Source organism: Selenomonas ruminantium subsp. lactilytica TAM6421 (assembly GCF_000284095.1).
Taxonomy (GTDB): Bacteria; Bacillota; Negativicutes; order Selenomonadales; family Selenomonadaceae; genus Selenomonas_A; species Selenomonas_A lactilytica.
In genome coordinates, this window is record NC_017068.1 from 1 (window position 1) to 15004 (window position 15004).

A 15004-nucleotide genomic window follows, 5' to 3' on the forward strand; every position below is an offset into this window, starting at 1 on the left:
TGTGGATAATTTCGCAGGAAAAGCCTCTATCCACAGAAAAACTGTTGATAACTCCCTATTATTTTGGTAAGATATTGTTGATAATTTTGCGGAAAACTTCACAAGCACTGATTTCTGGGAGGATTTGACTCCCTCATTTTTATCCCATTTTCGCGCCTCACCCCCTGCGGAACCTTCAGTTATCCACACCTGTGGATAATAATGTGGATAAAGTTATACACTTGTGGAAAAAAATTCCTACATACTTTATATGCAGAAAGGAACTTGCTACATGGAGCAGACACAGCTGAAAGCTGTCTGGGCCCAGATCCTGGATAAGATGAAAGAACAGGAACTAGTTGGCCCCTCAGCCTATAATTGGCTAAATCCCGTTGAGCCGATCTCCCTGACCGAAGAAACCTTAGAACTTGGAACGCAGACCGAAATGGCCAAAGAATGGATTGCCGAACGGTATCTTATTTTTATTGAAGACGCGGCGAAGGCCGTTTTTGGTGTGCCCAAAAAAGTGATCCTGACGGTACAGGAAAGCGCAGCACCGGAAGAAGAACCGGCACCTGTCACCCGCTCCGGCAAAAAAGAAAAGCCGGATCAGGGCAGCCTGTTTACTGAAGGCAATGCCCCGGCCGAACACCTGGCAACGCCTGTAGAAGTCCCCATTGTGGCGCCGGGTGACAACTCCTCGTTGAACCCCAAATATACCTTTGATACCTTCGTTACCGGCAAGTCCAATAATTTTGCCCATGCCGCGGCCATGGCTGTGGCCGACAAGCCGGGCAAGACCTACAATCCCTTCTTTATGTATGGTGGCGTGGGACTTGGCAAAACCCATCTGATGCACGCCATCGGCAACCGGGTACTCAAGAACCATCCGGAGATGCGGGTGCTCTATGTCTCCAGTGAGCAGTTCACCAATGAGATCATCCAGGCCATCCAGCAGGGCACTTCGGATAAGTTCCGTCAGAAATACCGGAATATCGACGTCTTGCTGATTGACGATATCCAGTTTATTTCCGGCAAGACCAGTACCCAGGAAGAATTCTTCCATACCTTCAATACCTTATATGATGCCCAAAAGCAAGTCATCATCTCGTCCGACCGTCCGCCCCGTGAAGTGGAACGCCTTGAAGAACGCCTGCGCTCCCGTTTTGACTGGGGCCTGACCACAGATATCCAGGCACCGGATCTGGAAACCCGTATCGCCATTCTCAAGAACAAGGCCCAAAGCGATCACTTCAATATCCCCGACGATGTGATGGTCTATATCGCCAGCCGCATCGACAGCAATATCCGTGAGCTGGAAGGTGCCCTGACAAGATTAGAGGCTTATGCATCGCTGACCAAGCGGGCAGTGAATACCGATCTCGTGGCCGAAGCACTGAAGGATATTTTCCCGAATGGCAAGGCCAAGGAAGTCACCATGGATATCATCCAGGAAATCGTGGCTTCTTATTTCAAAATAAAGATAGAAGACCTTCATTCCAAGAAGCGCACGCGCAACATCGCGTATCCACGCCAGATTGCCATGTATCTCTGCCGGGAGATGACGGAAAACTCCCTGCCCCAGATCGGCAACTTCTTCGGCGGCCGGGATCATACCACCGTTATCCATGCCTATGACAAGATCAATCAGGACAAGGAAACGGATAACCGCCTCAGCGGCATATTGAATGAACTGATGGATCGCATCCAGAAGGTCTGAGATACTCCACGCCCTTATGCACAATGAGGGCGTGGATAACTTTGTGGAAATAAAAAGTATTAACTTGTGGGCAGAATGTGGATAAATTGTTTCACGCTTTTCCCCGTGGATTATGTGGATAACTGATAGACTCTTTTTCAACAGTTTACTAACAGTCTCCTTGTCGATAAAATATGTCATGTCCGCACTTTTCCACATTTCCACAGGCCCTACTACTACTACGGCTATTTATTTATATATTTAAAGAGTAATATTAAAAAAAGAAAGGACATCGCCCCATGAAAATAACCTGTGCCAAGAGCGAACTGACCAACGCCATGCAAATCGCCACCAAGGCAGTAGCTTCCAAACCACAGACACCAATCTTATCCGCAACCTATATGAAAGCAGAGAATGGTGTATTGGAAATCCATGCCACCAACAATGAGATTGGCCTCCTTTGCCGTACCCAGGCTGATGTGGAAAGACCAGGCGAGATTGCCATCAATGGCCGCTATTTCCTGGATGTTATCCGCAAGATGCCTGGGGATAGTGTAACCATAGACTTCAATAAAGATGAAAATATTGTTTACATCAATTCCAATCAGGCTAATTTCACCCTGCGCAGCATGAATGCCGCTGAATTCCCCAAGGTAAAACCCATTGAAAGCAACGTAGATTTCACCATCAAAGATAATGTACTGCGTTCTTTGATCAAAAAGACGGTCTTTGCCTGTGCCAAAGATGAATCCCGTCCTGTTTTCACGGGCTGCTATCTGGACATCAATGACAGCAAAGTCACCATGGCTGCTACCAATATGCATAGGTTGGCTGTGAAATATGAACAGTTCCCGGAACAGCTGGGCAATATCAAAATCATCATTCCCTCCAGCACGCTGCTGGAACTCATGCACAATCTGAACTCGGATATTCCCAGCGATATCAAGGTCAGCTGTAACTTCAATCAGATCAGTTTTGCCTTTGATGACATCTATATGACTTCTCGTCTGATTGAGGGCGCTTACCCGGATTATCAGCATGTTATCCCCAAGGAGCACGCTACTTTGGTGACACTGGACTCTGTGGAATTCAACTCTGCCGTTGATCGTGTTTCCTTGATTTCCCGTGGCGGCGATTACAATATCGTCAAGCTGGATTTCAGCAATGGCCAGCTGAAGATCACTTCTTATAATCCGGAAGTCGGTACGGCTGAAGAAACCATTCCGGCAGCGATTGAAGGTCCGGACATCACCCTTTCCTTCAATGGTCAGTATCTGATGGATGTACTGAAAGTCATCGACAGCAAGAACTGTGAGCTTCGTCTGACCCAGCCTCTGGCGCCCATGACGGTCAAAGAGGAAAAAGACGATGCCTTTATCTATGTGGTAACACCGGTACGGACGAAGAACTAAGGAGGTTATCCCCATGCAGATTGAAGATATTGCCATTGAGACGGAAGAGATTCAGCTGGATCAGTTCCTGAAATGGGCCGGCGTACTGCCTTCGGGCGGCGAAGTCAAGGCACTGATTGCCGAAGGCCTTATCAAACGCAATGGCGAAGTAGAAACAGCCCGCCGCCGCAAGCTCCATCGTGGTGATGTAGTGGAAATCGAAGGCATGGGAGCCTGGCGGGTGCAGTAATGCATATTTATACATTACGCCTTAGAAATTATCGGAACTATGAAGCCCTGGAGCTGACATTCGACCCGAATATCAATGTTTTCTTAGGACCAAATGCCCAAGGAAAGACCAATATCATTGAGGCGGTATACTATGCTTCGTTGGGACATTCGCATCGTACCCATACGGATGCAGACCTGATCCGCTGGGAGCAGCCGGAAGCATTGGTACAATTGGGCTTCAGCCGTCTTGGGGTGGAAAATAAGCTGGAGTTTCAGTTCAGCCGCGTCAAACGGCGGCGTATCCTGCTCAATGACCACCCTATCCGCCCCAAGGATTTGGTGGGCAGTCTGAACACTGTCCTTTTTTCTCCTGAGGATCTGTTTCTGATCAAGGGAGCGCCGGCCCTGCGCCGGCGTTTTTTGGACGGGGAGATCAGTCAGGCCAGTCCCGCTTACTATCATGAGCTGACCAAATACAATAAGATTGTCACCCAGCGCAATAACCTGTTGAAGAAGATCCGGGAGCACAAAGCCGGTACGGACATGTTGGATCTCTGGGATGTGCAATTGGCGGCCAGTGCGGTGAAGATCACCCGGAAACGTCAGGAGGCCGTCAGGAAGCTCAATATGCTGGCCAATCTCATGCAGCGGCGCATTTCCGGTAATCTGGAAAACCTGGCGATTACCTACGAAATCCATGGTGCTGAAGGGGCAAGCGTGACAAATGACCTGGAATCATGGTATAATAAAGAGCTTGCAAGTCATCGGGATGTGGATATTATCCGCGGTTCTACAGGCAGAGGGCCGCATCTGGATGATATCATCCTGATGGTTAATGGCATCAACCTGCGTTCTTTTGGATCGCAGGGACAGCAGCGTACCGGTGTATTGTCTTTGAAGCTGGCGGAGTTGGAATTTTTGCGATCGGAAACCGGGGAATATCCGGTTCTGTTGCTGGATGATGTGATGAGTGAGCTGGATGCTTCCAGGCGGGGACAGCTGATGGATTTCATCTTCCGGGAGCGGATACAGACGATGATTACGGCCACGGATGGGGCTTATTTCCCGCAGGAGCGGATTGGCACTTACTATCAGGTGGCAGCTGGGCAGATTACGAGGTAGGCCATGGGTGCGAAAGGCAGTTTGAAAGCGCGTTCTCCGGGATTGGAACGTCCGGACAGCATTATCCGCAAGACGCTTCATCATATGGGGGAGCATTGCGAAAAAAAGTATTATATGCACTGGGTACTCTGGCATTGGCCGGATATTGTGGGAGATTTCATCGCTCATAATACAAAAGTACAGGGAATCCGCAAGGAGACTTTGTATATCTATAGCGCTAATTCTGCTTTGCGGAATGAATTGCAGATGATGATGCCGCAGATCGTGCAGTCCGTAAATAACTTTGCTGGACAGAGATTGATTGCCAATGTGGCCTTTACCAAGGAATGGACGAAGGCTGACAGTGAAGGTATTGAGGAAATCCGATTGGCACCGACAGAGCAGGAAGAAAATCTGGGCAAAGAACGACGCAGCGTACCCTTGACGCCTGAGGAAATGCAGGCGGCGGAAAAGCTGGTCGCTGAGGCTGATGATGCGGATATTGCTCAGGCCATTGCCGGTCTGTACCGCAGGCATCTGCAGATGCAAAAGCTCAAGCTGGCCAAGAATTATCAGAAATGTCCTCAATGTGGTCAGCTGATGGAGCCGGAGCGCACAATCTGTGCGGATTGTGCCGCCAAGCAGCAGGAAAGGATAAGAGCTGCGGTGCGCCAGGTATTACGGGACATGCCCTGGGGCAGATACCCCGATGTCAAGGAGTATGTGCCGGAATGTACGCCCAAGATCGTCAATGAACAGCGATCTATGATGGTGCAGCAATTGGCTGCAGATGTGGATGTCAACGATAAGACGAGCATGAAGGCCAGGACACTGGTAATGCTTTACCGCTGTCTGCCGCCGGAGCAGCTGAACGAAGATAATATAACCCGGGCATTGTATGCCCTGCGTTTTGACCTGCATAGGCCCAAGGATTATAAAGCCCCCAAGCGCTATGAGGTAATCAAGCTGGGGAGGAGGTAACATATGTTTCTCCATTTAGGCAATGGCGTATCCGTACGCACCAAGGATGTAATTGCCATACACGATTATGCTCTGTTTCTGAAGGGCTCAGGCAGTGAGTTCCTCGCCCGTGAAAAAGCAGCGGGACGTTTGGAAAATACACTGCCTTTGGAAATACGTCAGGATGAGGAGGCGAAAAAGTCTCTGATCATCACCAATGAGAAAACTTACCTGTCTGCCATATCGCCCTGGACATTGAAGCGGCGGTCGCAGATGGTTTATGATACAATGGATATTGATAAAGAGGCGGCAGAGATGGATGCTGCTGAAATTACGATGGAATGATGGGAGCGTTAGATTTCATGGCAAATGACAATGAACAGTTGAACATAGAAAATGCCGCGCCGGGCGAAGAAATGGAAAGCGTGGACACCACCGGTGTGGAAATCCATACGGATGAAAGCAGCGCGGAAGTTACGGCTGTAGACGCTGATTACGGCGCCGAGCAGATCCAGATCCTCGAAGGTCTGGAAGCTGTGCGCATGCGCCCGGGTATGTATATCGGCAGCACTTCGGAACGCGGCCTGCATCACCTGGTCTACGAAGTAGTCGATAACTCCATCGACGAGGCGCTGGCCGGTTACTGCGACAAGATCGATGTGACCATCCATCGCGATAACAGCATCACGGTTACGGATAACGGCCGTGGTATTCCCGTTGACATGCATGAAAGCGGTATGCCCGCCGTGGAAGTCGTACTGACGGTGCTCCATGCCGGCGGTAAGTTCGGTGGCGATGGCTACAAGGTTTCCGGCGGTCTGCACGGCGTAGGTGTGTCCGTCGTAAATGCCCTGTCCACTTCCATGGAAGTACAGGTCAAGCGCGATGGCAAGATCCATGAGATTTCCTTCAAGCGTGGCGAAACCGTGGAGAAGCTCCATGTGACCGGCGAAACGGAAATAACAGGCACCCGGGTGCACTTCGTACCGGATCCGGAAATCTTCTCCGTGACGACTTACAGCTATGATACGCTGAAACACCGTCTGCGCGAGCTGGCTTTCCTGAACCACGGTATCACCATTGTCCTCAATGATGAACGCGGGGAAGAGCTCAGAAGCGAGCAGTTCCACTTTGAAGGCGGCATCAGCTCCTTCGTGGAACATCTCAACCGCAAGAAGGAAAAGATCAATCCGGAGCCGATTTACTTTAACGGCACGAAAGATGATACCGTTGTGGAGATTGCTTTGCAGTACAACGACAGCTATCAGGAGAATATCTACTCCTTCGTCAATAACATCAACACCGAGGAAGGCGGCACCCATCTGGCAGGCTTTAAGCTGGCCCTGACCCGTGCTGCCAACGATTTTGCCCGCAAGCAGAATATCCTCAAGGATAAAGATGGCAACCTTTCCGGTGATGATGTGCGTGAAGGCCTGACCGCGGTCATCAGCCTGAAGGTTCGTGATCCCCAGTTTGAAGGCCAGACCAAGACCAAGCTGGGCAACAGCGAAGTGCGCGGTATCGTGGATTCCATCGTGACGGAAGGTCTCTCTGAATACTTTGAAGAAAATCCAACCATCACCAAGAAATTCATCGAAAAGGCCATTATGGCTGCCCGTGCCCGTGAGGCTGCCCGCAAGGCAAGAGAACTCACCCGTCGCAAGAATGCGCTGGAAGTTTCCAGCCTGCCCGGCAAACTGGCGGACTGCTCCGTGAAAGATCCGGAAATGGCCGAGATCTATCTGGTAGAGGGTGACTCCGCAGGCGGCTCCGCCAAGCAGGGACGTGACCGCCGCTTCCAGGCCATCCTGCCCCTGCGCGGTAAGATCCTGAACGTAGAGAAGGCTAGACTTGACAAGATTTTCGCCAACGCAGAAATCCGCACCATGATCACGGCTTTCGGTACGGGTATCAGCGATGATTTTGATCTGTCCAAGCGCCGCTATGGCAAGATCATCATCATGACAGATGCCGATGTGGACGGTGCCCATATCCGTACTCTGTTGCTGACCTTCCTCTACCGCTATATGAAGCCGCTGATCGAGCATGGCCATGTATTCATTGCCCAGCCGCCTCTCTATCAGATCCGCAAGGGCAAGAAACATTGGTATACCTACAGCGATGAAGAGCTGGCCAAAAAGCTGGATGAAGTAGGCCGTGATGGTTCCACCGTCCAGCGCTACAAGGGTCTGGGCGAGATGAACCCGGAACAGCTTTGGGAAACTACTATGGATCCTGCCGGCCGCACCATGCTGCGCGTGGAGATGGCCGATGCTGAGGCTGCGGATGAACTCTTCACAATCCTCATGGGGGATAAAGTAGAGCCGCGCCGTCAGTTTATCGAAGAAAATGCTAAATTAGTACGCAATCTGGATATCTGATTTTTTAACTTCCACCTGAGCCTTCCGGCTCGGGTGGAAGTTTTCTTAGTACCTGCTTTCAAGACATACCCAACCTTTTCTGCTATAATGTAGTTTGGTTTATGAGAAAGGATGACAATATGAGCGAGCATAGAATCACTCCTTTGACTGAGAGTGGGTTACTTACGGCACTCAGTGTGGTGCTGGCTTTGATGGCGGTTTATCTGCCTTTTATTGGCTTTTTGCTGGTGCTGTTCTGGCCTCTGCCGCTGATTGTTCTGGTGGTGCGCCATGGTTGGCGCTGGGGGATTCTGGCTGCTGTGGCGGCGGGAATTCTGGTGGGCCTATTGGTGGAGCCTTTGCTTTCCTTACGGTTAGTCATTGCCTTTGCTCCGGCAGGCATTTTGTTGGGCTGGGCCTTTGCCAAGGGCTGGTCCGGGGTTCGTACTTTTGTATTGACACTGCTGGCGGCAATTGCCGGTCAGGCGGCAGCTATAGGCCTGCTATTCTGGGTGACGGATGTTAATCCGCTGGCCATGCAGGTGGATATTTTGCAATCGTCCTTTGATTCGTCATTGCAGCTCTATGAAAGCATGGGCGTCAGCGGGGAGGAACTCGCCAAGACGCGGGACGATATCGAGCAGGGAATGAAGATGCTCAATTATTTATTCCCGCTGGTCTTTATCCTGATGGGGCTTTTCTATACGGTTGTCTCGTATATAGCGGGCGGCAGGATTTTGAAAAGGCTGGGGCATACGGTTCCTCAGTTCCCGCCTTTCAGTGAATGGAGACTGCCGCAGGCCTTCTTATACTTGTTTGGCTTTGCGCTGGTGGGCCTTTATTGGGGTGGTACCCGGGAGATTACCTGGTTGTATCAGTTATCCCTGAATGCCAATGTGCTGGCGATTATGGCCGGCCTGCTGCAGGGAATCGTCTTGGTTCACTGTCTGTTGCGCCATTATAAAGTGAGCCTGCCCCTGCGGATCGTGCTCTATGTATTCATTATCATGAATCCTTTTTTGGCTCAGGTTACGGCCATGACCGGGCTTATCGATATGCTCTTTGACTATCGGCGGCGATTTGCCGCCCGCAACCAGAAATGAGGTGCGCTCGATGCCACGAAACCTTTCGGCATGGATAGATTTAACCATACATCTTTTAGTCATGCTGGTGCTGATCGGCGTGTTGTCTTATTACAATTTCTATATCGCTGCCATTGCCGGAGTTGTTTGGCTGGCATTAGCTTCCTTTGCCCGGGAGCGTTGTGCGGACAGGTCCAGGCGTTTTGAGCGCTATTGCCGCAATGTGGTGCGCAATATCAATGAAATGCTCAACTATGCCGTGGATGAGCTGCCACAGGCCATTATAATTGTCAATGAGGACGGGCGGTTGCAATGGTGTAATGACCGCATCACGGCATATCTGGAAACGAAACCGGAACAGGATACGGATGTGAAGGATATCTGGCCGGGCATCATCATTGCACCGGTTTGGGGGCAGGAAGGCGAATACGTCTTTGCCCACGAGGATAAGTATTATCATGTGTTTTATCATCCTGTGAAGCTGGCTCCGCGTCAGGAGCAGCTGATGACGCTGTACATTCAGGATGTTTCGGCACATGAACAGTTGAAGAACACCTATCAGCAGAGCCGTACCGTGCTGGTATATATCCAGATCGACAACTATGATGAAGTCATGCAGGGGCAGACGGAAGCAGAACGCACGTCGCTGCTGCTGGCGGTAAATCAGACGCTGGATAAATGGATGAAGAATCTGGGCGGCTTTATGCGCCGTGTGTCGGAAGACCTTTATGTGGTGATTCTGACACGTCAGGGGCTGGATCAGGCCATGAATGAAAAATTCGATGTGCTGGATAAGGCCCGCCAGCTCCAGAGCACCAACCGCCTGCCTGTAACTCTGTCCATGGGCGTAGCTGTGGCAGAAAATCAGACCATGGCCGAGCTTGGCGCCCAGGCCCAGGCCGGTCTCGATCTGGCCTTAGGCCGTGGCGGCGATCAGGTGGCTGTGCAGATGAATGGCAAGACGCAGTTCTTTGGCGGCCGGGCTAAGGCCGTGGAGAAACATACCCGCGTCAAGGCCCGAGTGGTGGCACATGCTGTCCGGGAAATCATGGAAGGGGCGGATGAGATCTTCATCATGGGCCACCATAATGAGGACTTTGACTGCTTCGGTGCGGCCATGGGCGTGGCGAAGATGGCCCGTCAGTTGGAGAAGACATACCATATTGTCCTGTCGGATATGAACGATGGTATTGACAAATTCTATGATTTGCTTAAAGATAAAGAAGAGTACGCGGATGTCTTTGTACATGCCGAGGATATCAAGAATTCCACGGCTCTCAATCCTGTATTGATCGTTGTGGATACCCATATCCCCCATCTGGTGGCCGATCCTACCTTGTTGGAACGGGTGCCTCAGGTCGTGGTCATCGACCATCATCGCCGCAGTGAGAACTTCATCAAGAGTCCGCTGCTGGTTTATATCGAGCCGGGCGCCAGCTCCACCAGTGAGCTAATAACGGAGCTTTTGATGTACTTTGGCGATGATATCCGTTTGGGCAGGCTGGATGCCACGGCCTTGTATTCCGGCATTGTGGTGGATACCAAGAATTTTGCCGTGCAGACCGGCGTGCGTACCTTTGATGCGGCTGCTTATCTGCGGCGCAGCGGGGCGGATCCCGTGATGGTACGTCATCTGTTCCGGTCGGATTATGATACGACGGTAGCTTTGGCCCGCACGAAAGCACGGGCGGAACTGTTCCCCGGCGGCCTTATTATCTCGACCATCCCGGAAAAGATTCCCAATATCCAGGTTATCGCCGCTCAGGCGGCAGATAGTTTGCTGCGGATTGAAAATGTGCGCATGAGCATATTGATCTTCCAGCTTACCGATGATACCATTGGCCTGAGTGCCCGTTCCACTGGCGAGCTCAATGTCCAGGTCATCATGGAGGCTTTTGGCGGCGGCGGCCATCAGAATGTGGCCGGTGCTCAGGTCAAGGATGGCGATCTGGCTGAGATAAAGGCCAAGGTTATCGAAATCAGTGAAAAATATATCGAGGAGAATGATAAAGATGAAAGTGATTCTACAGCAGGACATTAAGAAATTAGGCAAAAAAGGCGAAATCGTGGAAGTTTCCGAAGGCTATGGCCGTAACTTCCTGCTGCCCCGTAAGGCTGCAGTCCTCGCCAATGCTGAAAATATGAATGTTGCTAAGGCTCAGGCTGGTTCCAAGGCCCGCAAGGAGGCTATGGCTACGGATGAGGCTAAGCTGATGGCTGCCCAGCTGGAAAAAGTTTCCGTGACGATCCCCGTGAAGATCGGCGAGAACGGCAAATTGTTTGGCTCGGTGACAGGCAAGGATGTGGCTGATGCTTTGAAGAAGGAAAAGATTGATATTGACCGTCGTAAGATCTCCATCAAGGGTGAAGTTACGGGTGCCGGCGAATATGAAGCCGTGATAAAGGTACATCCGGCCATTACCAGCACCATCAAGGTTAATGTTGTGGCAGGTTGATATGAAGTTACTGGATTTTATTCGCAACTTATTTACGAAAAAACAGGAGCAGGCATTGCCTGCTCCTGCTTCGCGCAATGCAACCCCGTTAGATCGCCAGATTGAGGCCCTCTATGCCATTCTGGTGGATGTTATGGGCACGGAGAAGCTGGTGATTCAGGCGGGCAAGATGAAGGCCCTGGATTTGATGCGCTCCGATGATCCCTGTGAGCGCGTATTGGCCTTGCAGCGGATTCTGGGAGAAGATCCCCTGATCTCTCCTGCGCCTAAGGCCGAACAGGTTCCTCAGATCATGGAAGCCCTTTCTGAGCGGGTGGCCGATATTGTAGCCCGCCGCAATGTGGAGGATTCCATTGAGAAAAAGGTTACGGAGAAGCTGGAAAAGGAACATGCGGACTATGTAAACGATATCCGTCAGCAGATCATGAAGGACGAAAAGGGCGGCAATGAGTCGCCACAGGATAAGGAAAAAAGAGAAAAGCTGGAAAAACTGGAGAGCATCAAGCTCACCCAGTCCATTATGGAACTGTTGCGGCCTCAGGATTTTTCGGAAATCGTGGGCCAGGAGCGGGCCGTCAAATCCCTGATGGCCAAGCTCAGTTCCCCTTATCCGCAGCATCTGCTGCTCTACGGCCCTCCTGGCGTCGGCAAGACCACGGCAGCCCGGCTGGTGCTGGAGGCAGCCAAGAAAAAGGCGGTTTCTCCTTTCGGGGAGGAGGCGCCCTTTGTGGAAACGGACGGTACGACTTTGCGCTGGGACCCGCGTGATATTACCAACCCGTTATTGGGCTCTGTCCATGATCCCATCTATCAAGGCGCACAGAAGACTCTGGCTGACCGCGGTATTCCTGAACCCAAACCGGGATTGGTTACAGATGCCCATGGCGGCATCCTGTTCATCGATGAAATCGGTGAAATGGATGAGATGCTGCAGAATAAGCTGTTGAAAGTTCTGGAAGATAAGCGGGCCTATTTTGAATCGGCTTACTACGATCCTACGGACCCCAAGGTGCCGCCTTATATCAAGAAGCTCTTTGAAGAAGGGGCTCCGGCGGATTTCGTGCTGATTGGCGCCACTACCCGCGATGCAGGGCATATCAATCCTGCCCTGCGTTCCCGCTGTGCGGAAATCTATTTTGAACCATTGACGCCGAAGCATATTGAAGAGATCGTGCGCAATGCCGCAGCTAAGCTCCATGTGAATGTCAGCGATGAAGTAGCCGCACTGATCAGTGAATACACCATTGAAGGCCGCAAGGCCATCAATATCCTGGCTGATGCCTACAGTCTGGCCTTGGAGCGTTGTGGCATCGGTGAGGATTTCAAGGTGGAGGATCTGGGCACGGAAAATGGGCCATCTGTAGAGATCAGCAAGGCTGATATCTACGAGGTTACCCAGGTCAGCCGTCTGACGCCCTATGTGACCAAGAAGGCCTCTGATAATGCAATCCAGGGCCATATATTTGGTTTGGGCGTAGCCGGTTTCCTAGGTTCTGCCATTGAATTGGAAGCTGTGGCCTTCCCGGCCAAGGAAAAGGGCAAGGGAACGGTCCGCTTCAATGAGACGGCGGGTTCCATGGCAAAGGATTCTGTGTTCAATGCTGCTTCCGTAATGCGGAAGCTGACAGGCAAGGATTTGCATGATTACGATGTGCATATCAATGTGATCGGCGGCGGCAATATCGATGGCCCCAGCGCGGGCACAGCGATTCTTGCCGTGATTACCAGTGCTGTGACGGGAAAAAAAATCCGTCAGGATGTGGCGGTAACGGGTGAAATATCATTGGCAGGCCGGGTACGCCCTGTGGGCGGCGTCTTTGAAAAGGCCTATGGCGCCAAGCAGGCTGGTATTAAGACACTGGTCATTCCTCAGGAGAACAGCAAGGATATTCCCCAGGAACATCTGGGGCTGGATATCCATCCTGTAGCCATGGCAGAGGAAGCCTTCCGCTATATCTTTGAGCCTGAATTGGATAAGGAAGAGGAGTAAGAAAATGGCATTGCCAGAACGTGTACCTCCCCAGAATATAGAAGCCGAGCAGGCAGTTCTGGGGGCCATGCTCATAAAGAAAGAAGCTATCATCGAGGTACAGGAAATCCTGCAGCCCGATGATTTTTATCGGGAAACCCATCGTATTATCTATGAGGCCATGGTGCGCCTGCAGAACAATGACGAAGCGGTGGACCTGGTTACCCTGACCGAGGAATTGCGTAAGACCGACATGCTGGACAAGGTGGGCGGCCTGGGCTTCATCACCCAGCTGGCCAATATCGTAGGCACAGCGGCCAATGTCAGCTACCATGCCAAGATCGTCAAGGAAAAGGCAGAACTGCGGAATCTCATCAATGTGGCCACGGAAATCGCCGGCAAGGCCTATGAGGACAGTGATGAGGTAGAGAATATCATGGATGAGGCGGAGAAGAAGATTCTCGCCGTGGCCAGCCGTCAGGGTGGCGGTGCGTTTGAGTCCATGAAGAATATCGTCATGCGCACCTTTGAGCGCATCAATGTGCTCTATGAGTCGAAAGGCGGTCTTACTGGTCTGAGTTCCGGTTTCAAGGATCTGGACCGGCTCACGGCAGGTCTGCAGAAGTCTGACCTTATTCTGGTGGCAGCGCGCCCTTCCATGGGTAAGACGGCCTTTACGCTGAATATCGCCAGTTATGTGGGGCTTCATGGCAGCAGCGTGGCCTTTTTCTCGTTGGAAATGAGCAAGGAGCAGCTGATGCAGCGTATGCTCTGCTCAGAGGGCGGCATTGATGCCTCCAAGCTGCGTACGGGGCAGTTGGATGAGGTGGAATGGAACAAGCTGGTGGCCGTGGCGGATAAGATGAGCCGGGCGCCTATCTATATTGATGATACGGCAGGCATCACCGTTATGGAGCTGCGTTCCAAGGCACGCCGTTTGAAGGCAGAGCATGGCCTTGACCTCATCATCATCGACTATCTGCAGCTCATGCAGGGGCGGGCCAGCAAGAACAGCGACAACCGTCAACAGGAAATCTCGGAGATTTCCCGTTCCTTGAAGGCATTGGCACGTGAACTGGATGTGCCGGTCATCGCCCTGTCCCAGCTCTCCCGTTCCGTGGAAAGCCGCCAGATCAAAAAGCCGATGCTCTCCGACCTGCGCGAATCCGGTTCCTTGGAGCAGGATGCGGATATCGTTATGTTCCTCTATCGCGAGGATTACTACGATAAAGATACGGAGAACAAGAACATCACCGAAATCATCGTGGCCAAGCACCGTAACGGCCCGGTGGACAGCATCCAGCTCTTCTTCCAGAAAGAGTTCACGAAATTCCGCGATTTGCTGGTGCAATAAGTCAGTTCGTTCGTGGCTGGCGGGGCGGCTGGGGTGGTGTTCACGCTGCGCTAAGACTGCAGGCTAAAAATAATTTTTGCCTTTTATAAAACTCACAGCATCTAAACTCACTGCGTTCAGACAAAGATGCTGTGAGTTTTCTTATATGTGGGCAAAAATTATTTTCTTAACGCCGGCAGTCAAACGCTCCGCTTAGAACACCACCCCAGCCGCCCCGCCAGAAGCATCGTGCCAGTGATATTGTTGATGGACGTAGTACCAATTGGCGAAGCAGTAACTTTGACTGATTTTGACGGATTTTTGCAAGTTTCATCTTGACAAAGTAAGAGAAAGCTTGTAGACTGTAAATATGAAATTGGTTTCATACAGATTTTTTACAGGTTTTATTCTTAGAAGCGCGAATTTATAAAAGGAGGCTTTTC

12 protein-coding genes are annotated in these 15004 nt (G+C 51.3%); all 12 read left to right on the top strand.

Annotated elements, in window-relative coordinates:
* Nucleotides 1-271: 271 nt before the first annotated feature.
* The 12 genes from dnaA to dnaB all read left to right on the top strand — a co-directional run bounded on the left by dnaA (nucleotide 272) and on the right by dnaB (nucleotide 14582).
* Nucleotides 272-1699, top strand: coding sequence for a chromosomal replication initiator protein DnaA (dnaA, locus tag SELR_RS00005; RefSeq protein WP_014423156.1), 1428 nt, complete (start codon nucleotides 272-274; stop codon nucleotides 1697-1699).
* A 278-nt stretch (nucleotides 1700-1977) separates the two neighbouring features.
* Nucleotides 1978-3090: a DNA polymerase III subunit beta gene (gene dnaN / locus SELR_RS00010; RefSeq protein WP_014423157.1), complete on the top strand. Its 1113-nt coding sequence runs from the start codon at nucleotides 1978-1980 to the stop codon at nucleotides 3088-3090.
* A 13-nt stretch (nucleotides 3091-3103) separates the two neighbouring features.
* Complete coding sequence (locus tag SELR_RS00015; protein ID WP_014423158.1) at nucleotides 3104-3319, top strand: RNA-binding S4 domain-containing protein; 216 nt, start codon at nucleotides 3104-3106, stop codon at nucleotides 3317-3319.
* Nucleotides 3319-4422 (top strand): DNA replication/repair protein RecF, encoded by a 1104-nt coding sequence (gene recF / locus SELR_RS00020; protein WP_014423159.1) that lies wholly within the window; start codon nucleotides 3319-3321, stop codon nucleotides 4420-4422. Before SELR_RS00015 ends, recF begins: the two co-directional genes overlap by 1 nt.
* Before the next feature lie 3 nt (nucleotides 4423-4425).
* Nucleotides 4426-5382: a DciA family protein gene (locus SELR_RS00025; RefSeq protein ID WP_014423160.1), complete on the top strand. Its 957-nt coding sequence runs from the start codon at nucleotides 4426-4428 to the stop codon at nucleotides 5380-5382.
* A 3-nt stretch (nucleotides 5383-5385) separates the two neighbouring features.
* The gene (gene remB, locus SELR_RS00030) at nucleotides 5386-5706 is read left to right on the top strand and encodes an extracellular matrix regulator RemB (protein ID WP_014423161.1); all 321 of its coding nucleotides are present in this window, start codon (nucleotides 5386-5388) and stop codon (nucleotides 5704-5706) included.
* Nucleotides 5707-5723: 17 nt separating this feature from the next.
* The gene (gyrB, locus tag SELR_RS00035) at nucleotides 5724-7742 is read left to right on the top strand and encodes a DNA topoisomerase (ATP-hydrolyzing) subunit B (RefSeq protein ID WP_014423162.1); all 2019 of its coding nucleotides are present in this window, start codon (nucleotides 5724-5726) and stop codon (nucleotides 7740-7742) included.
* A gap of 119 nt (nucleotides 7743-7861) precedes the next feature.
* Nucleotides 7862-8824 (top strand): YybS family protein, encoded by a 963-nt coding sequence (locus SELR_RS00040; protein WP_014423163.1) that lies wholly within the window; start codon nucleotides 7862-7864, stop codon nucleotides 8822-8824.
* Nucleotides 8825-8834: 10 nt separating this feature from the next.
* Nucleotides 8835-10844 (top strand): DHH family phosphoesterase, encoded by a 2010-nt coding sequence (locus tag SELR_RS00045; protein ID WP_014423164.1) that lies wholly within the window; start codon nucleotides 8835-8837, stop codon nucleotides 10842-10844.
* Nucleotides 10816-11259, top strand: coding sequence for a 50S ribosomal protein L9 (gene rplI / locus SELR_RS00050; RefSeq protein ID WP_014423165.1), 444 nt, complete (start codon nucleotides 10816-10818; stop codon nucleotides 11257-11259). Before SELR_RS00045 ends, rplI begins: the two co-directional genes overlap by 29 nt.
* 1 nt (nucleotide 11260) lies before the next feature.
* Nucleotides 11261-13249 carry a Lon family ATP-dependent protease gene (lonC, locus tag SELR_RS00055; RefSeq protein WP_014423166.1) on the top strand — a complete coding sequence of 663 codons (1989 nt, stop codon included), beginning with the start codon at nucleotides 11261-11263 and terminating at the stop codon, nucleotides 13247-13249.
* A gap of 4 nt (nucleotides 13250-13253) precedes the next feature.
* Nucleotides 13254-14582, top strand: a complete 1329-nt coding sequence (gene dnaB / locus SELR_RS00060; protein ID WP_014423167.1) for a replicative DNA helicase — start codon at nucleotides 13254-13256, stop codon at nucleotides 14580-14582.
* Nucleotides 14583-15004: the final 422 nt, after the last annotated feature.